This window comes from Variovorax sp. FG153 (assembly GCF_057809595.1).
Window position 1 is genome coordinate 223,111 of record NZ_JBMDKG010000003.1, and the last position, 21,041, is coordinate 244,151.

A 21,041-nucleotide genomic window follows, 5' to 3' on the forward strand; every position below is an offset into this window, starting at 1 on the left:
ACAACGCATGCGGCACCTGAAAGACCTCCCCGTCCTCATCCTCGGCCTCGGCGCGTCCGGGCTGGCGATGGCGCGCTGGTGCGCGCGCCACGGCGCGCAGGTGACGGTGGCCGACACGCGCGAGGCGCCGGCCCTGCTCGACACGCTGCGCGCCGAGTGGCCCGAGGCGGTGTTCGTTGGCGGCCCGTTCACGGCCGCGCTGATCGAGGGCACGCCCATCCGCGCCGTCTACCGCTCGCCGGGCCTGAGCCCCGAGGCCATCGCGCCGGTGGCCGATGCGGCGCGCGCGGTCGGACTGCCGGTCGGCGGCGAGCTCGACCTGTTCGCGCGCGCGCTGGCGGATCTCGCGATCGTCGAGACACCTGCGGTGGTCGAGGTTGAAGAAGAAAGCGCGGCGCAAGGCGAGCTGGCGCTGGAGGCGGCGGTGCCGGCCGAGAGCGAGCCGGTGCCAGAGGCGCAGGCGCCTGCCGTGCTGCCCGAAGTCCAGGCGCCGGCGGCGGAAGAAGCTCCCGCAGCGGCAGAAGAGGCCGTGGTCGAGACGCCGGCAATGGCCGAAGCCGTCGAAGCCGTGGCGCCCGCGATCGAGGCGCAGCCCGCCGAACCCGAAGCCCTCGAACAGACCTCCGAAGCACCGCGCGCTCCTGCCGCCTTGCCCGAATCGATGCCGCGCGATCCCTCGCTGAGCGTCCCCGTGCTGCAACCGCCGGAACCCGAGGCGCCGGTCGCCGATGCGCCCGTGGTTCAGGAAGGCGTCGAGGCAGGCGCCGAGCCCGTCGCGGCCGATACGCCGGATGCCGCCGAAGGCACCCAACCCGAGCCCGCCGAGCCCGCGCCCGTCGCCGCACCGGCCCCCAAGCCCGCGTCGAACCTGCCGGCCTTCACCGTCGGCAAGCCCTACGTCCCCACGGCCGCGAAGGAGGCGGCCGACTTCGTCGCGAAGATCGCCGAGTTCGCCGCCACCAATCCCGCCTCGGCCGTGGCCGAGGAGGAGCCCGCGCCGCAGGCCGAGGCCCAGCCCGAGCCGGAACCCGCGCCCGAGCCCGCCAAGGGCTACACGCCGGTGGTGCTCGCGATCACCGGCACCAACGGCAAGACCACGGTCACGGCGCTGACCGGCCAGCTCATCGAGCGTGGCGGCAAGAGCGTGGCGGTGGCCGGCAACATCGGCCCGACGCTGCTCGACACGCTGAGCGCGCATCTCGACGCCGGCACGCTGCCCGAGGCCTGGGTGATCGAGCTCTCGAGCTTCCAGCTCGACGGCGTGCAGGGCTTCGAGCCCGCGGCCGCGACGGTGCTCAACCTCACGCAGGACCACCTCGACTGGCACGGCGACATGCCGGCCTATGCGCAGGCCAAGTCGCGCATCTTCGGCAAGACCGCGCTGATGGTGCTCAACCGCGACGACCCGGCCGTGATGGCGATGCTCGCCACCGCGGGCCAGGAACCGGTCAAGCCCGTCGAGGAGGTGGTGAACGCCCGCGGCGCGCGCCGCGCGCCGGCCAAGCCCAAGGCGCAGCGCGTGCAGGTGCGCCCGCACGTCACCTTCGGCGCGAGCATGCCGCAGCGCCCCGGCGATTACGGCATCGAGCGCGTCAACGGCATGAGCTGGCTGGTGCGCGCGCACGAGGCCGACGAGACGCAGAAGCGCAAGCGCGGCCAGGTGGTCGAGGAAGAGATCTTCGTGCAGCGCCTGATGCCGGCCGACGCCCTGCGCATCCGCGGCCGCCACAACGCGATGAACGCGCTCGCCGCGCTGGCGCTCGCGAACGCGGCCGACTGCCCGCTCGGCCCGATGCTCTACGGCCTGCGCGAGTACCGCGGCGAGCCGCACCGCGTCGAGCCGGTGGCGCTGATCGACGACGTCGAGTACTTCGACGACAGCAAGGGCACCAACGTGGGCGCCACCGTGGCGGCGCTCGGCGGCCTCGGCGAGGACCGCCGCGTGGTCGTGATCCTCGGCGGCGAGGGCAAGGGCCAGGACTTCGAGCCGCTCGCGCTGCCGGTGCGCCAGTACGCGCGCGCCGTGGTGCTGATCGGCCGCGACGCGCCGCTGATCGAGGCCGCGCTGGCTGCCACCGGCGTCACGCTGATGCATGCGGGCTCGATGCACGAGGCCGTGCAGCTGGCCGCGCGCCGCGCCCATCCGGGCGATGCCGTGCTGCTGTCACCGGCCTGTGCGAGCTTCGACATGTTCAAGAACTACCCGCACCGCGCGGCGGTGTTCCGCGAGGCCGTGCAGGCGCTCGAGGACGAGCCGCGCGACTTCGGGGAACCCGATTCGACGGAAGGACCGGCATCGTGAACTCCGCCGCCGCGGGCGCCACGCCCAACACCCGGCCCGGCCGCTTCAGCGGCTGGTTCCGGCGCGCGCGCAGCGGCATCGATGCGCTGCCGGTGCACCTGCCGGTGCGCCTCGGCGGCGCCGGCTTCACCCAGACCAAGGCCGCGCCGATCCGCGTGCTGGGCTTCGACCAGGCGCTGGTGTGGGTCACGGTCGCGCTGCTGACCTGGGGCCTGATCATGGTCTATTCGGCCTCGATCGCGCTGCCCGACAACCCGCGCTTCGCGCGCGCCGGCTACAGCGCTTCGTACTTCCTCACGCGCCATGCGGCCTCGGTGGTGTTCGCCTTCATCGCCGCGCTGCTGGCCTTCCAGATCCCGATGAAGACCTGGGAGCGCGCCGCGCCCTGGCTGTTCGTGGCCTCGCTGCTGCTGCTGGTGGCGGTGCTGATCCCGCACATCGGCATCAGCGTGAACGGCGCGCGGCGCTGGCTGCCGATGGGCTTCATGCGCTTCCAGCCCTCCGAGCTCGCGAAGGTCGCGATGGTGCTCTATGCGGCCAGCTACATGGTGCGCAAGATGGAGATCAAGGAGCGCTTCTTCCGCGCCGTGCTGCCGATGGGCATCGCGGTGGTGGTGGTCGGCATGCTGGTGATGGCCGAGCCCGACATGGGCGCCTTCATGGTGATCGCGGTGATCGCGATGGGCATCCTGTTCCTGGGCGGCGTGAACGCGCGCATGTTCTTCGTGATCGCCGCGCTGGTGGTGGTGGCCTTCGGCACCATCGTCGCCACCAGCCCGTGGCGGCGCGAGCGGATCTTCGCCTACCTCGATCCGTGGAGCGAGGAGCACGCGCTCGGCAAGGGCTACCAGCTGTCGCACTCGCTGATCGCCATCGGCCGCGGCGAGATCTTCGGCGTCGGCCTCGGCGGCAGCGTCGAGAAGCTGCACTGGCTGCCCGAGGCCCACACCGACTTCCTGCTGGCCGTGATCGGCGAGGAGTTCGGCCTGGTCGGCGTGCTGCTGATCATCGGCCTGTTCCTCTGGCTCACGCGCCGCGTGATGCACATCGGCCGCCAGGCCATCGCGCTCGACCGCGTGTTCTCGGGCCTCGTGGCCCAGGGCGTGGGCGTGTGGATCGGCTTCCAGGCCTTCATCAACATGGGCGTGAACCTCGGCGCGCTGCCGACCAAGGGCCTCACGCTGCCGCTGATGAGCTTCGGCGGCTCGGCGATCCTGATGAACATGGTGGCGCTGGCGATCGTGCTGCGTATCGACTATGAGAACCGTGTCCTCATGAGAGGGGGCCGCGTATGACGGGTCGTACCGCACTCGTGATGGCCGGCGGCACCGGCGGCCACATCTTCCCGGGCCTCGCCGTGGCCGAGGCACTGCGCGAGCGCGGCTGGCGCGTGCACTGGCTGGGCGCGCCCGGCGGCATGGAAGAGAAGCTGGTGCCGCCGCGCGGCTTCGCCTTCGAGCCGGTGCAGTTCGGCGGCGTGCGCGGCAAGGGTCCGCTCACGCTGTTCCTGCTGCCGCTGCGCCTGCTGCGCGCCTTCTGGCAGAGCCTGCGCGTGGTGCGCCGCGTGAAGCCCGACGTGCTCGTGGGCCTGGGCGGCTACATCACCTTTCCGGGCGGGATGATGGGCGTGCTGCTCAACAAGCCGCTGGTGCTGCACGAGCAGAACTCGGTCGCGGGCCTCGCCAACAAGGTGCTGGCGGGCGTGGCCGACCGCGTCTTCACGGCCTTCCCCGACGTGCTCAAGAAGGCGCAGTGGGTCGGCAACCCGCTGCGCGCGGCCTTCACCTCGCAGCCTGCACCGGCCGAGCGCTTCGCGGGCCGCAGCGGTCCGCTCAAGCTGCTGGTGGTCGGCGGCAGCCTCGGCGCCAAGGCGCTCAACGCAGTGGTGCCGCAGGCGCTCGCGCGCATCGAGCCGGGCACGCGCCCGCAGGTGCTGCACCAGAGCGGCGCCAAGCAGATCGACGAGCTGCGCGCCAACTACGCGGCCGCCGGCGTCGAGGGCGAGCTCACGCCCTTCATCGAGGACACGGCCCTGGCCTATGCCGAGGCCGACCTCATCGTCGCGCGCGCCGGTGCCAGCACCGTGACCGAGATCGCGGCCGTCGGCGCCGCGGCGCTGTTCGTGCCTTTTCCTTCCGCGGTCGACGACCACCAGACCACCAACGCGCGCTTCCTCGTCGATGCCGGTGGCGGCTGGCTGGTGCAACAGACCGATCTCACCCCTGAATTGCTGGCCGATTTGCTACAGAAGACACAACGAACCGAACTGATCGAACGCGCCGAACGCGCCAGGACGATGCAGAAAACCGAGGCCGTCGAAGCGATGGTGCGCGCTTGCGAGGAGCTGGCACGATGAAACACGCGATTCGCCACATCCACTTCGTCGGCATCGGCGGCTCCGGCATGAGCGGCATCGCCGAGGTGCTGCTGAACCTCGGCTACCGCATCACCGGCTCCGACCTGTCCGACAGCGCCACGCTGCGCCGGCTCGCGGGCCTGGGCATCGGCACCTTCGTGGGCCATGCGGCCGCGAACGTGGAGGGCGCCGACGCGGTCGTGACCTCGACCGCGGTGCAGGCCGACAACCCCGAGGTGCTGACCGCGCGCGAGAAGCGCATCCCGGTCGTGCCGCGCGCCGTCATGCTGGCCGAGCTGATGCGCCTGAAGCAGGGCATCGCCATCGCCGGCACGCACGGCAAGACCACCACCACCAGCCTGGTGGCGAGCGTGCTCGCGGCCGCGGGGCTCGATCCCACCTTCGTGATCGGCGGCCGGCTCAACAGCGCGGGCGCCAATGCGCAGCTCGGCAGCGGCGACTACATCGTGGTCGAGGCCGACGAATCCGACGCCTCGTTCCTGAACCTGCTGCCCGTGATGGCGGTGGTCACGAACATCGACGCCGACCACATGGAGACCTACGGGCACGACTTCGGCAAGCTGAAGAAGGCCTTCGTCGACTTCCTGCACCGCATGCCCTTCTACGGCACGGCGATCCTGTGCACCGACGATCCGGCGGTGCGCGAGATCGTGGCCGACGTGACCTGCCCGGTCACCAGCTACGGTTTCGGCGAGGACGCCCAGGTGCGCGCGGTCGACGTGCGCGCCGTCGGCGGCCAGATGCACTTCACCGCGCAGCGCCGCAACGGCGTGACCCTGCCCGACCTGCCGGTGGTGCTGAACCTGCCGGGCGAGCACAACGTGCGCAACGCGCTGTCGGTGATCGCGGTGGCGGTCGAGCTCGGCATCGCCGACGAGGCGGTGCAGCGCGGGCTGGCCGGCTTCAAGGGCGTGGGCCGGCGCTTCCAGAGCTATGGCGAGGTCGCGGCCAAGGCCGGCGACGGCAGCTTTACCGTGATCGACGACTACGGCCACCACCCGGTGGAAATGGCCGCCACGCTCGCGGCCGCGCGCGGCGCCTTCCCGGGCCGGCGCCTGGTGCTTGCCTTCCAGCCGCACCGCTACACCCGCACGCGCGACTGCTTCGAGGACTTCGTCAAGGTCATCGGCACCGCCGACGCGGTGCTGCTCGGCGAGGTCTACGCGGCCGGCGAGCAGCCCATCGTGGCGGCCGATGGCCGCACGCTGGCGCGCGCGCTGCGCGTGGCCGGCAAGGTCGAGCCGGTGTTCGTCGACGACATCGCCGCGATGCCGCGGGCCATCCTCGACAACGCGCGTGCCGGCGACGTGGTGCTGTGCATGGGCGCGGGCTCCATCGGCGCGGTGCCGGGCAAGGTGGTCGAGCTCGGCGCGGTGCCGGCGGTGGCCGCTTCTTCTTCATCCACGACATCGCAGCACGCTGCGCACAAGGGGGAGGCGTCGTGAGCCTTCAGGATCCCACACTCTTCGGCAAGGTCGCCGTGCTGTTCGGCGGCAGCTCGGCCGAGCGCGAGGTCTCGCTGATGTCGGGCACCGGCGTGCTCGAGGCGCTGCGTTCGCGCGGCGTCGACGCCCATGCCTTCGACCCGTCGCAGCGCGACCTGTCCGAGCTCCGGCGCGAAGGCTTCGCGCGCTGCTTCGTGGCGCTGCATGGCCGCCACGGCGAGGACGGCACGGTGCAGGGCGCGCTCGAGATGCTCGGCATTCCCTACACCGGCTCGGGCGTGATGGCCTCGAGCGTGGCGATGGACAAGGTCATGACCAAGCGCATCTGGCAGGCCGACGGCCTGCCCACGCCCAAGTACGTGCGCCTGGCCTTCGACCAGCAGAGCCGCGAACAGGTGATGGCCGTGCCCGACGTGCTGGGCCTGCCGCTGATCGTGAAGCCGCCGCGCGAGGGGTCCTCGATCGGCGTGACCAAGGTCGAGGGCTACTCGCAGATGCAGGACGCGGTGACGCTGTCGGTCAAGTACGACGCCGACGTGCTCTGCGAGGAGTTCATCGAGGGCGAGGAAGTCACCTGCGCCGTGCTCGGCAGCGGCCTCGACGCGCATGCGCTGCCGGTGGTGCGCATCGCCGCGCCCGAGGGCGCCTACGATTACCAGAACAAGTACTTCACCGACGACGTGAAATACCACTGCCCGAGCGGCCTGCCCGAGGCGGAGGAGCGCGAGATCCAGCGCATCGCGCTGGCGGCCTATCGCACGCTCGGCTGTCGCGGCTGGGGCCGCGCCGACGTGATGATCCGCGCCAGCGACCGCAAGCCCTTCCTGCTCGAGATGAACACCTCGCCGGGCATGACCAGCCATTCGCTGGTGCCGATGTCGGCACGCGCGGCGGGCATCGCCTACGAGGAACTCTGCCTGCGCGTGCTGGCCACGGCCACGCTCGACGCCACGGGAGGCGCGCACTGAAGATGGCCGACAGCATCCCCACGCCCTTCGACGTCAAGCTCATGAACATCGTCGCGAACCTCGCATTCGTGGCGGTGGGCCTGATGCTGCTCGCCGCGGGCGCCTGGTGGGTGCTGCGCCAGCCCTTCTTCCCGATCGCGGGCATCAAGGTCGACGGCGAGGTGACGCACAACAACGCCGTCACCCTGCGCGCCAACGTGGCGCCGCAGCTCAAGGGCAACTTCTTCACCGTCGACCTCGCGCGCGCGCGCACCGCCTTCGAGTCGGTGCCGTGGGTGCGCAGCGCGGTGGTGCGGCGCGAGTTCCCGAACAAGCTGCGCGTGACGCTGACCGAGCAGGTGCCGGTGGCCAACTGGGGCGACGAGTCGAGCTCGAAGCTGATCAACGGCTTCGGCGACGTGTTCGAGGCCAACGTGGCGGAGGTCGACGACAAGCTGCCGCGGCTCGATGGACCGATCGAGCAGGCCGGGCAGGTGCTGGGCATGTACCGCGTGCTGCAGCCGATGTTCGAGCCCTACGACCTCGGCCTCGACGCGCTCACGCTGTCGAGCCGGGGCAGCTGGCGAGCGCAGCTCGACAGCGGCGCGACGATCGAACTGGGCCGGGGCCAGAGCGAGGAGGTGGCGGCGCGGCTGCAGCGCTTCCTGAAGACCGTGACGCAGGTCGCGGGGCAGTACCGCCGCACCATGGACGACGTCGAGGGCGCCGATCTGCGCCACAACGACGCCTATGCGTTGCGCTTGCGCGGCGTCACCACCGTGGTGGCCGACCCCAAGACGCCCAAGAAGAAATAGACGAATACCGAGGACATATCGATGCCCAAAGAATACAAGGACCTGGTTGTCGGCCTCGACATCGGCACCGCGAAGGTGATGGTGGTCGTGGCCGAGGTGCTGCAAGGCGGCGAGCTCAAGCTCGCGGGCCTGGGCATCGCGCCCAGCAACGGCCTCAAGCGCGGCGTGGTGGTGAACATCGACGCCACCGTGCAGAGCATCCAGCAGGCGCTCAAGGAAGCGGAGCTCATGGCCGACTGCAAGATCGGCCGCGTCTACACCGGCATCACCGGCAGCCACATCCGCGGCATCAACTCCAGCGGCATGGTGGCGGTGAAGGACAAGGAAGTGACGCCGGCCGACGTGGCGCGCGTGGTCGAGACCGCGCGTGCCATCAACATCTCGAGCGACCAGCGCCTGCTGCTGGTGGAGCCGCAGGAGTTCGTGATCGACGGCCAGGACGTGAAGGAGCCGATCGGCATGAGCGGCATGCGTCTCGAGGCCAAGGTGCACATCGTGACCGGCGCGCAGAGCGCGGCCGAGAACATCATCAAGTGCGTGCGCCGCTGCGGCCTCGAGGTCGACCAGCTGATGCTGAACCCGCTGGCCTCGAGCCAGGCGGTGCTGACCGAGGACGAGCGCGAGCTCGGCGTGGTGCTGGTGGACATCGGCGCGGGCACCACCGACGTCGCGATCTTCACCAACGGCGCGATCCGCCACACGGCGGTGATCCCGATCGCGGGCGACCTGATCACCAGCGACATCGCGATGGCGCTGCGCACGCCGACCAAGGACGCGGAAGACATCAAGGTCGAGAACGGCTTCGCCAAGCAGCTGCTGGCCGATCCCGACACGCAGGTCGAGGTGCCCGGCCTCGGCGACCGCGGTCCGCGCATGCTGAGCAAGCAGGCGCTGGCCGGCGTGATCGAGCCGCGCATCGAGGAGATCTTCTCGCTGGTGCAGCAGGTGGTGCGCGAGTCGGGCTACGAGGAGGTGCTCTCCTCGGGCGTGGTGCTCACCGGCGGCAGCGCGGTGATGCCCGGCATGGTCGAGCTCGGCGAGGACATCTTCCTCAAGCCCGTGCGCCGCGGCATCCCGAAGTATTCGAGCGCGCTCTCGGACATGGTCGCGCAGCCGCGCGCGGCCACCGTGATGGGCCTGCTCGAGGAGGCCCGCTTCGCGCGCATGCGCGGCTTCAAGGTGGCGCAGAAGAACGGGTCGGTAAAAACCGCGTTCGGACGTTTCAAGGACTTCATCGTGGGGAACTTCTGACCATGAACCATTCCCCACTCTGGCTCGCGCGCGGCAGCCCTCCCTTGCATTTCAACGAGCGATGGCGACGAACAGGTCCACCATCGCGACGATGAATTCGTTCTCGTCGGGTACCCCCAAAAAGATTCATTCATAGACAACGGCAACTGCAAGATTCAAGGAGTAGAAGATGACCATCGAAATGATCGAAGTCGAAGAGTTCAACCAGGGCACGCAGATCAAGGTGATCGGTGTCGGCGGTGGCGGCGGCAACGCGGTCGCGCACATGATGGAACGCGGCGTGCAGGGCGTGCAGTTCGTCTGCGCGAACACCGACGCGCAGGCCCTGCAGCGCAGCAGCGCGCAGCGCAACATCCAGCTCGGCCTGAGCGGCCTGGGTGCCGGCAGCAAGCCCGAGAAGGGCCGTGAAGCGGCCGAGGCCGCCGTGGACGAGATCCGCGCGGCCATCGACGGCGCCCACATGCTGTTCATCACCGCCGGCATGGGCGGCGGCACCGGCACCGGCGCCGCGCCGGTGATCGCGCGCGTGGCGAAGGAGATGGGCATCCTCACCGTGGGCGTGGTGACCAAGCCCTTCGACTGGGAAGGCGGCCGCCGCATGACCAACGCCGAAGCCGGCCTGGCCGAGCTCGAGGCCAACGTCGACTCGCTGATCGTGGTGCTCAACGAGAAGCTGCTCGACGTGCTGGGCGAGGACATCACCCAGGAAGAAGCCTTCGCGCAGGCCAACGACGTGCTGAAGAACGCCGTGGGCGGGATCTCGGAAATCATCAACGAGTACGGCGGCGTGAACGTCGACTTCGAGGACGTGCGCACCGTGATGGGCGAGCCGGGCAAGGCGATGATGGGCACGGCCGTGTCCTCGGGTCCCGACCGCGCGCGCATCGCGGCCGAGCAGGCCGTGGCCTGCCCGCTGCTCGAAGGCATCGACCTCTCGGGCGCCAAGGGCGTGCTGGTGCTGGTGACCGCATCGAAGAATTCGCTGAAGCTCAACGAGTCGAAGCTCGCGATGAACACCATCCGCGCCTACGCCTCGCCCGATGCGCACGTGATCTATGGCGCGGCCTACGACGACGCCCTCGGCGACGAGATGCGCGTGACCGTGGTCGCCACCGGCCTGTCGCGCGCCGACGCGCGCCGCCAGGCGCCGACGCTCGAGGTGATCCGCACCGGCACCGACAACATCCCGTTCAACGTGCCCTCGATGGGCACCGGCCACGGCGGTGGCGGCAACCAGCCCAACTACGAAGGCATGGCCGTGCCCAGCGTGTGGCGCACCAACCGCACGATGGCCGCGGCCAAGGTCGATGCGCTGTCCTCGGGCGGCATGGACGACTTCGAGATCCCGGCCTTCCTGCGCCGCCAGGCCGACTGAGAACCGGACCAGGGCCCGTCGCGGGCATCTCGAAAGAGATGCCGCGCGGCGGCCCGACCGGACGCAGAGGGTTTGAAGAACTCGCAAGAGGCGCAGGAGGAGGCCCAGATAAAGCCTTCCCGCCTGTATCAGGCGCGTTTTCTTCATCCCTTTGCGTCCATTTCGGGGCTATGCCATACGAACGATGCCTATGGGTGTAATAGCCAGGGGATTGGCGCGCCACGCACGCCGCGCGCCTAAAATCGCAGGCGTGCTGCAACAACGAACCCTCAAGTCGATCAGCCGCGCCGTGGGCGTGGGGCTCCACAGCGGGCAGCGCGTGGAGCTCACGCTGCGTCCCGCCCCGGCCGACACGGGCATCGTGTTCCGCCGCGTCGACCTGCCCGAGCCCGCCGAGATCCGCATGACCGCCGAGGCGGTCACCGACACCCGGCTGGCCTCGACCGTCTCCACCGGCGGCGCCAAGGTCCAGACCGTCGAGCACCTGATGTCGGCCTGCGCCGGCCTGGGCATCGACAACCTCTACATCGACATCACGGCCGACGAGGTACCGATCCTCGACGGCTCGGCCTCGTCCTTCGTGTTCCTGCTGCAAAGCGCGGGCATCGAGTTCCAGAAGGCACCGCGGCGCTTCATCCGCGTGCTGCGCAAGGTCGAAGTGCGCGAGGGCGACGGCGCCAACGAGAAGTGGGCGGCGCTCGAGCCGTACCACGGCTACAAGCTCAGCTTCGAGATCGACTTCGATCACCGCGTCGTCAACTCCACGGGCCAGCGCGTCGAGTTCGATCTCGGCAGCGGCTCGTACAGCCGCGACATCGCGCGCGCGCGCACCTTCGGCTTCACGAAGGAAGTCGAGTACATGCGCAGCAAGGGCCTCGCGCTCGGCGGCGGACTCGACAACGCCATCGTGATGGACGACACCAAGGTGCTCAATGCCGGCGGCCTGCGCTACGACGACGAGTTCGTGAAGCACAAGATCCTCGATGCGATGGGCGACCTCTACATCATCGGCAAGCCGCTGCTCGCGGCCTACACCGCCTTCCGCTCGGGCCATGCGCTCAACAACAAGCTGCTGCGCGAACTGCTTTCGCACAGCGACGCCTACGAGATCGTGACCTTCGCCGACGAGAAGCGCGCGCCGCGCGGCTTCAACGAAGTCGCTCGCGCCTGGTAGGCGAGCCGCGGCCGATCCACCACGCATGCTCCTCTTTCGCTGGGCCCTGCTGTTCCTCCTGCTGATGGCGGGCGTCTCGTTCGCGTTCTATGCCGGCACTGGCCAGCCCAAGTACCGGCGCTTCGGCTGGATCGTGCTCAAGTGGACCCTGCTCGCGGCCTGCGGCTTCTTCGCGGTGCTGATCGCCGAACGCGTGGCCTGATCCGGACCGGCACCGCCGGTCTCCCGTCGCCGGGTGAGTGGCGATCCGCACTCCTCCGTCCGGAGGAGATTTCATTAAGAATTCCTTTTGTAATATCCGCCCCGAAAATTTGATCGGGGGGGACGGATGACTCCATCGCAACAGGGTGGCGTTGGCGGCGTGGCCGGGACGGAGGCAGAAAAACGGGGCGGGGAACGGGTCTTCGGGCTGGATCTGCTGCGGGCGCTGGCCATCGGCGGCGTGCTCGTCAGCCATCTGCAACTGGTGTTCTGGGGCGGCGGCTCGGCACTGGCCGGCATCTCGGGCAGCCTGGGCGTGGAGCTCTTCTTCGTGCTCAGCGGCTTCCTCATCGGCGGCCTGCTGCTCGACATCCTCGAGCAGGGCGCCGGCCCGCGGGCCCTGTGGACCTTCCTGGTGCGGCGCTGGATGCGCACGATTCCGTTGTACTACCTGTGGCTCGGCGTGCTGCTGCTGTGCGGGACCTGGGCCGGTGCCACGCGATGGCCCTGGTTCTTCCTGAGCTTCACGCAGAACCTGGCCTGGCCCATGACCAGCGCCTGGTTCGACGTCTCGTGGTCGCTGATGGTCGAGGAGTGGTTCTACCTGCTGTTCGCCACCCTGCTGATCGCCCTGGCCGGCGTCATGCGCGCCCCGCGGGCCCTGGCGATCTGCTGCGGGCTCTTCATCGTGCTGCCCTTGCTGGCGCGCTGGATCGCCGACGACGCGGTCGCCGCCGACTGGGACGCACGGATTCGCAAGGTCGTGCTGCTGCGCCTCGACGCGATCGCCTATGGCGTGGCCATGGCCTGGCTGATGCGCAGCCGGCGCCGGGCCTGCGATGCGCTCGCGCAGCCGATGCTGGCGCTGGGCCTCGCGCTGGTCGGGGCCTCGGTGCTGAGCAGCCTGGAGCCGGCCTCCTACCAGAGCGCGTCGTGGCGCGCGGGCTTCTTCAGCCTGACCTCGACGGGCTTCGCGCTGTGCTTCCCGGCCGTCGCGCGGATGCGGCAACCGGGCCGGGGCACGGAGGCGCTGGTGCGCTGGGCCAGCCAGCGTTCGTACGGCATGTACGTCGTCCACCTGTCGGTGATGGAGTTCGCGCGCCGGCTCATGCTCGACGGCGTGCTGCAGCCGCGCGAGGGCGTGCTGCTGGCCGGCCTGGCGACCGCCGTGCTGGCCGAATTGTCGTATCGCCTGGTGGAGGTGCCGCTGCTGGTCCGGCGTCCGCCGCAACATGCGCGCGCCGATCGCGGCCATCGAAACCGCCGCGGCATGCGGGTCATCGCTTTCTGAGCGTGCCGGCGGTTCAGCGCGAGCGGCCCTGCCGGTAGCGCCCGGTCGTCGAGTGCGACAGCGTGGCGGCTTCCGCCAGCCGCTCCAGCGTGCGCCCGACCTGCGCATGCGTGATCGCGATGCCCAGCGCGTCGGCCGCGTCGCTGCCGGGCAGGCCCGGCAGGTCGAGCAGGCGCTTCACCATCTCCTGGATTTGCGCCTTGGCCGCCTGGCCGTGGCCCGCCACCGCTTTCTTCATCTGCAGCGCGGTGTACTCGGCCACCGGCAGGTCGTTGCTGACCAGCGCGGTCACGCAGGCACCGCGCGCCTGGCCCAGCAGCAAGGTGGACTGCGGATTGACGTTGACGAACACGATCTCGACCGCCGAGGCATCGGGCCGGTAGCGCTCGGTGATCTCGGCGATGCCGTCGAACAGCACCTTGAGCCGCTGCGGCAGGCTGCCGCTGGTGACGCTGCGCGTGCTGATGGTGCCGCTGGCCACGTAGCGCAGCGCGTGGCCATCGACGTCGACGATGCCGAAGCCGGTGGTGTTGAGGCCGGGGTCGATGCCCAGGATGCGCATGTGTTCCCTAAGCCCCGAAATACCAGCGCACGGAATGGAAGAAGATCGGCGCCGCGAAGCACAGCGCATCGACGCGGTCGAGCAGGCCGTTGGCACCCGTGACGCCCACGCCCTTCTGGCCCCAGTTGGGAATACCGCGGTCGCGCTTGAGCGCCTTCATCACGAGGTGGCCCATGGAGCCCGCGATGCAGGCGATGACCGAGACCGCGAGCGCCTGGCCGAACTTGAAGGGCGTGATGAAGGAGAACAGCGCGCCCACCAGGCTGGCCACCGCGATGCCGATGCCCCAGCTGGTCCAGTTGAAGCTGCGGCTCACGTTGGGCGCGAAGGGCGTGCGCTGGCTGCGGCGCGAGATCAGGTGCTGCACCAGCACCGAGGTCTGGACCACGAAGACCAGGAAGAACACCAGGAAGGCGCTCTTGCCCTCGTAGCCCGGAAAGCTCAGCAGCAGCAGCGCCGGCACGTGGCTCATGCCGTAGACGCAGACCATGATGCCCCACTGCAGCTTGGCGTTGCGCTCGAGGAAGTGGCTCGGGTCATCGGCCAGCGCGCTGGCCACCGGGATCGCGAGGAACACGTAGACCGGGATGAACACGGTGAACAAGTCGAAGCGCGCGGTGGCCACGAGCCAGAACTGCACCGGCAGCACCACGAAGAAGGCGAGGATCAGGCTGCGGTGGTCGCCGCGCCGCGTGGGAGAGAGGGTGATGAACTCGCGCAGCGCGAAGAAGGCGATCAGCGCGAACAGCACCGTGGCCACGGTCTCGCCGAGCGCCCAGCCGATCCAGAAGATCACGGCCATGAACCAGGTGGTGCCCAGCAGCTTGCGGAAGTGCGCGAGCTCGGCCTGCCAGGCGGCGTCGTGCACCGGGTTGCGCCGCTCCCTGAAGCTCAGGAAGAAGGCGGCGGTGCTCACGACCACGAGCACGCCGAAGACGATCAGGAACAGCGCCGCGACCTGCTGCGTGGGGCTGAGGCTGCGGAGAAATTGATTCATTCAGACGTCGCGCAAGGCGATCACTGCGGCACGCGCGCGGTCGAGGAAGGGGCGCCGCTCCTCGCCGGCCTCGACGCGGATCGGCGCGCCGAAGGTGACGGAGCAGAGGATCGGCACCGGCACGATCTCGCCCTTGGGCATCACGCGCTGCACGTTGTCGATCCAGGCCGGCACCAGCACCACCTCGGGGAACTGGGTGGCGAGCGCATAGAGGCCCGACTTGAATTTCTGCGGCTCGCCGGTATGGCCGCGCGTGCCCTCGGGGAAGATGATGATCGAGTCGCCGCTGCGCAGCGCCTCGACCAGCGGGGCGAGCGGGTCGACGGCACGGGCTTCCTCGGGCGCCGCGGCGGAGGGCTCGGGCGCGGCCGCCTGCCGTTCGACGTACACCGCGTTGAACACCTCGGTCGTGATCCAGCGCTTGACCGGCGTGTTGGCCCAGTAGTCGCGCGCCGCGATCGGGCGCGTGATGCTGCGCAGCTCCTCGGGCAGCGCGGCCCAGATCATCACCAGGTCGGCATGGCTCTGGTGGTTGGCGAAATAGATGCGCTGCTCGGCCTTCGGCGGGCAGCCGTACCAGCGCGCCTGGGCACCGGTGAGCAATCGCACCACGCCCAACAGCAACCATCCCACGAGCTTCGCCAACATGGAGGCGATGATACGGGCCATGCGATGGCGTCTTGCTCCTCTTCCCCTGGCCGGGGCACTGGCCCTGTTCGTGCTGCTGGCACTGCTCGCGACCGTGGGCGCGCGCTGGGGCTGGGTGCGCAGCTTCCTCGGCGACGTGCTGGCCGTGGTCTGGGTCTACCTGGTGTTCAAGGCCTTCATCGAGGCGCGCGTGCTGCCGCTGGCGCTCGCGGCCTTCGGCGTGGGGCTGCTGGTGGAGCTGGGCCAGTACCTGGCGGCCAGCTGGCAGCTGCATATTCCCAACCGCGCGCTGCGCATCGTGCTCGGCAGCACGGCCGACTGGTGGGACGTGCTGGCCTATGCGATCGGCTTCGCGGCGGTGCTGGCGGGCGAGGCCCTGTTCAGGGCAGGTCGGCCGAAGGCATCCGCGCCACGATCGTCGACGCCCGCCCGTTGAGGTAGGGCGAGTTGGGCCGGCGCTCGTAGAACTTCGGGCTCGGCAGCATCACCGCGAGGCGCGCGGCCTCGTACGAGCTCAGGCGCGCGGCCGGCTTCCTGAAGTAGTACTGCGCGGCCGCCTCGGCACCGAACACGCCTTCGCCCCATTCGACGCTGTTGAGGTAGATCTCGAGGATGCGCCGCTTGTCGAGCAGCGTCTCGAGCAGCACGGCGAGCACCAGTTCCTGGCCCTTGCGCAGCATGGTGCGCTCGCCCGACAGCAGCAGGTTTTTCGCGAGCTGCTGCGTGATGGTGGAGCCGCCGCGCAATGGTGCCGCCTGCGCCGTCTTGCCGCGCGCCGCGGCGCGTGCCATGCGCTTGGCGGCCAGTTCCTCGGCGCGCGCATTGCGCTGGCGCGCGCGCTCGATGGCTTCCCATTCCACGCCGTCATGGTCGATGAAGCTGGCATCCTCGCTCGCGATCACCGCGCGCTTGAGGCTGTCGTTGATCTGCGCATAGGGCACCCACTCCTGGCGCCAGGCACCCTCGCTGCCCTTGTGGGTGGCGATCTGCCAGGCCTCGGAGCGCTGGAAGGCGGTGCTCTGCGGGTCGATCGCCGCCATGGCCGCGATGCGCACGACGAAGAACAGCTCGAGCGCGAGGCCGGCCAGCAGCAGGCAGGCGATCCAGCGCAGCGCGGCCTTCATGAGGTGCTTCAGGCGGCGGCGAGCCGCGCGCGCAGCTCGTCGAGCACCTGGGCCGAAGGCGGTCGCACGCCGCGCCAGATCTCGAAGGATTCGGCCGCCTGCTCGACCAGCATGCCGAGGCCGTCGCGCGCCACGGCGCCGTGGGCCTGCGCCCATTGCAGGAAGCCCGCGGCCGCGGGGCCGTACATCATGTCGACCGCCAGCGCGCCCGCGCGCAGCACCTGCGCGCCGACCGGCACCGCGTCGCCCGCGAGGCTGGAGGCGGTCGCATTGATCACGACATCGAAGTCGCCCGGCACCGCATCGAGCGCCCAGGCCTCGAGCGAGGCGCCGTGGGCCAGCGCGAGCGCCGCATGCCGGCGCACCAGCGCCACCGCCTTGTCGACCGTGCGATTGGCCACCACCACGCGCGCCGCGCCCGCGTCGAGCAGCGGCCCGAGCACGCCGGCCGCGGCGCCGCCGGCACCGATCAGCAGCAGCGACCTGCCAGCCAGCGGCACGCGCGCATTGCGCTCGATGTCGTTGACCAGGCCGATGCCGTCGGTGTTGTCGGCATGGATGTCGCCATCGGCCGCGAAGCGCAAGGTGTTGACCGCGCCCGCGAGCATGGCGCGCTCGCTGGTGTGCTGTGCGATGGCGGCGGCGTCGAACTTGAAGGGCACGGTGACGTTGCAGCCGCCCGCGTGGTCGCCGCGTTCGGCGGCCTCGCGCCGGAAGGCGGCGATGCCCTCGGCGAAGGCGCCGAGCGCGACCAGCCGGCGCTCGTAGGCGATCGGCTGGTTGCAGAGCTCGGCGAAGCGGGCATGGATCCACGGCGAGCGGCTGTGCTCGACCGGGTTGCCCATCACGCAGTACAGGTCCATGGCGCGGGTCTCCTGGCTTCTTCTTCTCTTCGGGCCGTCGCCGCTACTGCGACGACAGCTCGATGGTCTCGTCGCGCGTGAAGCGGAAGCGCGACTGGATCACGATCTGGTCGGTCTGGCGGCGCATCGCGTCGGTGAACTTGCCGAAGCTGCCGATGCTGCGCACGATGGCCTGGGCACGGCGGTCGAGCGTGGTGTTGCCCGAGCTCTCGTCGATCACGGTGTCGAGCAGGCTGCCGTCGTGGTTGATGGTGATCGTCATCTTGAGTTCGCCGTAGAGCTTCTTGCCGGCCGCGGTCGGGAAATTCTCGGTGCCGCGCACCTCGATGCGCCGGCGCAGCGAATCGACGTACAGCGCATAGGCGGCCTCGCGCGTCGACGGGCTCAGGTAGCGCTTCTTGGGGCGCGCGTTCTCCTCGTTCACGCGGCGCTCGATCTCGGCCAGCAGCTCGACCATCTGGCGGCGCTTCTCCTCGCGCGCGGTGGCTTCCCTGGGGTCGCCGCTCACTCGCGGATCGGGCGGCGGCATGGCCGCGAGGTCGCGCTTGAGCTGGGTCAGCAGCTGCATCTGCTGCTGCTGCATCAGGTCGACCTGGCGCTGCGCCTCCTCGGCGGAATCGCCGACCGCGCTGAAGGAGGAGGGCGGCAGCGGACTGGTGGCGCGGCCGCGCTCGAGGTCGCCACCGCCGGCGAGCGAGGTCTGGGCCATCACACGGGTCTTGGGATCCGGCGCTTCGTGGGTCTTCGAGTTGACGAGGATCACTTCGAGCGGCGTTTCGGTGAACGCGCGGTTGAAGGCCTCGGGGTCGACGAAACGCACCGCCAGCAGCGCGGCATGCGCGATGACGGACACACCCAGCGCAATCTGCAGGGTGCTCAGATCCTTGAGGTTCATGCGGGCGCGTTCTCCGCGGCCGCTCCCGCGTCGGGGGCGGCGTCGCCATCGGCCAGGTCGACCGCGATCGCGATCGGGCCGGCGACCACCTCTTCCTCGTCCTCGGCGTCGTCCACCGCGCCGGCCGCGGGCGCATCGAGGCGCTCGAGCACGGTGCCGCTGACGTCGAGCGCGATCTCGTCGATTTCGCCGAGCTTCACGCGCAGGCGCGCGCCGCGTTCCTGCTGGCCGGCCACCGGGAACACCAGCGGCAGCGCGTCGGCGCGCACCAGCGCGCCGTTGGGCAGGTCCTTGATGACGGTGGCCTCGAGCTCGGTGATGCCCTGCTGCTCGAGGTACTTCAGCGTCCAGAAGCGTTCCATGCCGCCCTGGTAGCCGTTGTAGGCCGCGTAGGCCGCGTCGAAGCCCGAGAGGATCGAGAACAGGTCGGCGTCCTTGGGCTTGAACGGCGCGGCCAGCGCGGCGGTCTTGCCGTGGCGCGCGGCCGCGATGATCTGCCACTGGTTCACCAGGTCGGTGTAGCGGCGCAGCGGCGAGGTGCTCCAGGCATAGCTCTTCACGCCCAGGCCCGCGTGCGGCAGCGCGCGCGTGCCCATGCGCACCTTGATGCCGGGCGCCAGGCTGGCCTGGCTGCGGTAGAGCCCGGGCACGCCGAGTTCGCCGAGCCAGCCGCCCCAGCTGCTGTTGGCCAGGATCATGGCCTCGGACACGATCAGGTCGAGCGGCGCGCCGCGCTGGCGCGTCGTGATCTGCACCTGCTCGGCACCCGTGGGTTCGGCGCCGTCGTTGCCGACCAGGCGGAAGTTGTAGTCGGGCCGGTTGAAGTTCTCGGGCTTGCCGCGCACGACCTCGCGCTGGGCCTTCAGCTGGCGCGCGAGGCGGTGCAGGAACGAGAGCTGGGGACGGAAGCGCGCGGCGGCGGCCGGCGTGTCCTCGTGCGTGATCGAGCCGTCCTCGAGCCAGGGCTGCGTCACCACGCTATCGAGCTGGTCATGCCGCAGGTTGGCGGCGATCGGCACGCGCTCGAGCTTCGTCTCGGTCGACTGCAGTTCGAGCGTGGCTTCGTCGAAGCGCGCATAGAGCGACACGGCCGGGCGGTCGGCGCCCTCGAGCAGCGTGTAGGTGTCGACCACCTCGTCGGGCAGCATCGTGATCTTGTAGCCCGGCATGTAGACGGTGGACATGCGCGCGCGCGCCACCTGGTCGATGGCGCCGCCGGGCGCGAGCGCGAGGCCCGGCGCGGCGATGTGGATGCCGACCGTGACCGTGCCGCTGCCCAGGCCCTGCACCGAGAGCGCGTCGTCGATCTCGGTGGTCTGCGAGTCGTCGATCGAGAAGGCCTCGACGCCCTCGGCCAGCGGCAGTTCGTCGGCGATGGCGGGCGCCACGAGCGCGGGGAAGCCCGTGCCCTTGGGGAAGTTCTCGAACAGGAAGCGGCGCCAGTGGAACTGGTAGGGCGAGTCGATCGCGCCCGCGCGCTCGAGCAGTTCGAGCGGCGCGCGCTGCGAGGCGCGCGAGGCTTCCACCACCGCCTTGTATTCGGGCGCGTTCTTGTCGGGCTTGAACAGGATGCGGTAGAGCTGCTCGCGCACCGGCGCGGGGCACACGCCCTCAGCGAGCTGGCCGGCCCATTCCACGATCTGCGCCTGGATCGCCTTCTTCTTCTCGATCGCGGCCAGCGCCTGCTGCACGATCTCGGCCGGCGCCTTCTTGAAGCGCCCCTTGCCCGCGCGGCGGAAGTAGTGCGGCGCCTCGAACAGCGCGAACAGCGCCGCGGCCTGCTGCGCCAGCGAGGGCTTGTCGCTGAAATAGTCGGCCGCCAGGTCGGCGAAGCCGAACTCGCCCTCGGCCGCGAATTCCCAGGCCAGGTCGAGGTCCATGGAGGCCGCGAGCGCGCGTCCCTCGGCGATCAATTCGGCGGGCGAGGGCTTCTCGAACCGCAGCACGATGTTGGCGCCCTTGACCTTGACGCGCTTGCCGGTCTCGAGCTCGACCTGCGCCGAGGCTTCCGCCTCCGACAGCACGCGCCCGCCGAGGTATTTGCCGGCTTCTTCAAACAATACAAACATGGGCCGGATTCTCCCATGCAGGCGGGGCGGGCCTGTGGCGCGGGAGCCGCAGGCCGCCGGTTGGCGCGTTATGGAACTGGGTTGATGAAGGCCATCACGTCGTCCAGATGGCTCTTCTTGAAGTCCGAAAGGGCGTGATCGCCGCCCTCTATCAACTTGACGCGGCTGTCGGCGTAGCGCGCCGACATCTCGTGCCAGTCGAGCACCTCGTCGCCCTTGGCGATGACCGCGAACACACGCTCGGGGCGGGTCAGCGAGCCGACCTCCATGGCGCGCAGCTCGTGGATGTACTCGGGGCGGAAATAGAAATGCTCGGCCGGATCGTGCCAGGCGCTCTGGTCGCCGATGTAGAGCGTGAGGTCGCGCGCGGGATGGACGGCCGGGTTCAGCAGCACGGCGCGGCAGCGCGTCATGCCCGCGACGTAGGTGGCGTAGAAGCCGCCGAGCGAGGAGCCCACCACCGCCATCGACTTGCGCGGCCAGTCGGCGATGCCCTTCATCACCATGTCGATCGCATCCTTGGGCGAGGGCGGCAATTGCGGGCACCACCAGTGCAGGTTCGGATGCCGCTGGGCCACCCGATCCGCCACCGCGCGCGCCTTGGTGGAGCGGGGCGAGGAACGAAAGCCGTGCAGGTACAGCAGATGGGTGGTTTGTGGTTCCATGCGGGGGGGCGACGGAAAGCGCGTCGATGGCGCGCTGCTT

General features: G+C 69.9%; 20 protein-coding genes. 12 read left to right on the forward strand and 8 right to left on the reverse strand.

Annotation, left to right across the window (positions count from 1 at the left end; genetic code table 11):
• Positions 1-7: 7 nt before the first annotated feature.
• The 11 genes from ACODT0_RS06280 to ACODT0_RS06330 all read left to right on the forward strand — a co-directional run bounded on the left by ACODT0_RS06280 (position 8) and on the right by ACODT0_RS06330 (position 13,178).
• A complete protein-coding gene (locus ACODT0_RS06280) occupies positions 8-2,302 on the forward strand; it encodes a Mur ligase family protein (RefSeq protein WP_489040885.1) in 2,295 nt (764 codons plus the stop codon).
• Positions 2,299-3,597, forward strand: coding sequence for a putative lipid II flippase FtsW (gene ftsW / locus ACODT0_RS06285; protein WP_057591186.1), 1,299 nt, complete (start codon positions 2,299-2,301; stop codon positions 3,595-3,597). Before ACODT0_RS06280 ends, ftsW begins: the two co-directional genes overlap by 4 nt.
• Positions 3,594-4,658: an undecaprenyldiphospho-muramoylpentapeptide beta-N-acetylglucosaminyltransferase gene (gene murG / locus ACODT0_RS06290; protein WP_489040886.1), complete on the forward strand. Its 1,065-nt coding sequence runs from the start codon at positions 3,594-3,596 to the stop codon at positions 4,656-4,658. Before ftsW ends, murG begins: the two co-directional genes overlap by 4 nt.
• The gene (murC, locus tag ACODT0_RS06295; RefSeq protein ID WP_489040887.1) at positions 4,655-6,124 is read left to right on the forward strand and encodes a UDP-N-acetylmuramate--L-alanine ligase; all 1,470 of its coding nucleotides are present in this window, start codon (positions 4,655-4,657) and stop codon (positions 6,122-6,124) included. Before murG ends, murC begins: the two co-directional genes overlap by 4 nt.
• Complete coding sequence (locus ACODT0_RS06300; protein WP_057591183.1) at positions 6,121-7,092, forward strand: D-alanine--D-alanine ligase; 972 nt, start codon at positions 6,121-6,123, stop codon at positions 7,090-7,092. The genes murC and ACODT0_RS06300 overlap by 4 nt, the downstream gene beginning before the upstream one ends.
• Before the next feature lie 2 nt (positions 7,093-7,094).
• Positions 7,095-7,886 (forward strand): cell division protein FtsQ/DivIB, encoded by a 792-nt coding sequence (locus ACODT0_RS06305; RefSeq protein WP_057591182.1) that lies wholly within the window; start codon positions 7,095-7,097, stop codon positions 7,884-7,886.
• Between the two features lie 21 nt (positions 7,887-7,907).
• The gene (gene ftsA / locus ACODT0_RS06310) at positions 7,908-9,137 is read left to right on the forward strand and encodes a cell division protein FtsA (protein WP_057591181.1); all 1,230 of its coding nucleotides are present in this window, start codon (positions 7,908-7,910) and stop codon (positions 9,135-9,137) included.
• Positions 9,138-9,306: 169 nt separating this feature from the next.
• A complete protein-coding gene (ftsZ, locus tag ACODT0_RS06315; RefSeq protein ID WP_057591180.1) occupies positions 9,307-10,512 on the forward strand; it encodes a cell division protein FtsZ in 1,206 nt (401 codons plus the stop codon).
• A gap of 250 nt (positions 10,513-10,762) precedes the next feature.
• Entirely contained in the window at positions 10,763-11,686 is a 924-nt protein-coding gene (gene lpxC / locus ACODT0_RS06320) for a UDP-3-O-acyl-N-acetylglucosamine deacetylase (RefSeq protein WP_057591179.1), read from the forward strand.
• A 25-nt stretch (positions 11,687-11,711) separates the two neighbouring features.
• Positions 11,712-11,888, forward strand: a complete 177-nt coding sequence (locus tag ACODT0_RS06325) for a hypothetical protein (protein WP_172705536.1) — start codon at positions 11,712-11,714, stop codon at positions 11,886-11,888.
• Positions 11,889-12,014: 126 nt separating this feature from the next.
• Entirely contained in the window at positions 12,015-13,178 is a 1,164-nt protein-coding gene (locus ACODT0_RS06330) for an acyltransferase family protein (RefSeq protein WP_296740265.1), read from the forward strand.
• Positions 13,179-13,191: 13 nt separating this feature from the next.
• Here the strand turns inward: ACODT0_RS06330 and ruvC are convergent, their stop codons facing one another.
• From ruvC to ACODT0_RS06345, 3 genes are read right to left on the reverse strand one after another with little or no spacing between them, the layout of a single operon-like run.
• Complete coding sequence (gene ruvC, locus ACODT0_RS06335; protein WP_057591175.1) at positions 13,192-13,740, reverse strand: crossover junction endodeoxyribonuclease RuvC; 549 nt, start codon at positions 13,738-13,740, stop codon at positions 13,192-13,194.
• 7 nt (positions 13,741-13,747) lie between these two features.
• Positions 13,748-14,737, reverse strand: coding sequence for a phosphatidate cytidylyltransferase (locus ACODT0_RS06340; RefSeq protein WP_057591174.1), 990 nt, complete (start codon positions 14,735-14,737; stop codon positions 13,748-13,750).
• Positions 14,738-15,385, reverse strand: a complete 648-nt coding sequence (locus tag ACODT0_RS06345) for a lysophospholipid acyltransferase family protein (protein ID WP_057591172.1) — start codon at positions 15,383-15,385, stop codon at positions 14,738-14,740. It lies immediately after the preceding gene.
• Positions 15,386-15,392: 7 nt separating this feature from the next.
• On the opposite strand from ACODT0_RS06345, the gene ACODT0_RS06350 reads away from it, so the two are divergent.
• Complete coding sequence (locus ACODT0_RS06350) at positions 15,393-15,821, forward strand: ribosomal maturation YjgA family protein (protein WP_489040908.1); 429 nt, start codon at positions 15,393-15,395, stop codon at positions 15,819-15,821.
• Here ACODT0_RS06350 and ACODT0_RS06355 read toward each other — a convergent pair.
• The 5 genes from ACODT0_RS06355 to ACODT0_RS06375 all read right to left on the reverse strand — a co-directional run bounded on the left by ACODT0_RS06355 (position 15,766) and on the right by ACODT0_RS06375 (position 21,001).
• Positions 15,766-16,509: a transglycosylase domain-containing protein gene (locus ACODT0_RS06355; protein WP_057591171.1), complete on the reverse strand. Its 744-nt coding sequence runs from the start codon at positions 16,507-16,509 to the stop codon at positions 15,766-15,768. The genes ACODT0_RS06350 and ACODT0_RS06355 overlap by 56 nt on opposite strands.
• Positions 16,510-16,517: 8 nt before the next feature.
• Positions 16,518-17,372 (reverse strand): shikimate dehydrogenase, encoded by an 855-nt coding sequence (aroE, locus tag ACODT0_RS06360; protein WP_489040888.1) that lies wholly within the window; start codon positions 17,370-17,372, stop codon positions 16,518-16,520.
• A 43-nt stretch (positions 17,373-17,415) separates the two neighbouring features.
• A complete protein-coding gene (locus tag ACODT0_RS06365; protein ID WP_489040889.1) occupies positions 17,416-18,267 on the reverse strand; it encodes an energy transducer TonB in 852 nt (283 codons plus the stop codon).
• Positions 18,264-20,336, reverse strand: coding sequence for a ribonuclease catalytic domain-containing protein (locus ACODT0_RS06370; protein WP_489040890.1), 2,073 nt, complete (start codon positions 20,334-20,336; stop codon positions 18,264-18,266). Before ACODT0_RS06370 ends, ACODT0_RS06365 begins: the two co-directional genes overlap by 4 nt.
• Positions 20,337-20,404: 68 nt before the next feature.
• Positions 20,405-21,001 (reverse strand): YqiA/YcfP family alpha/beta fold hydrolase, encoded by a 597-nt coding sequence (locus ACODT0_RS06375; protein ID WP_057591165.1) that lies wholly within the window; start codon positions 20,999-21,001, stop codon positions 20,405-20,407.
• Between the last annotated feature and the right edge of the window lie 40 nt (positions 21,002-21,041).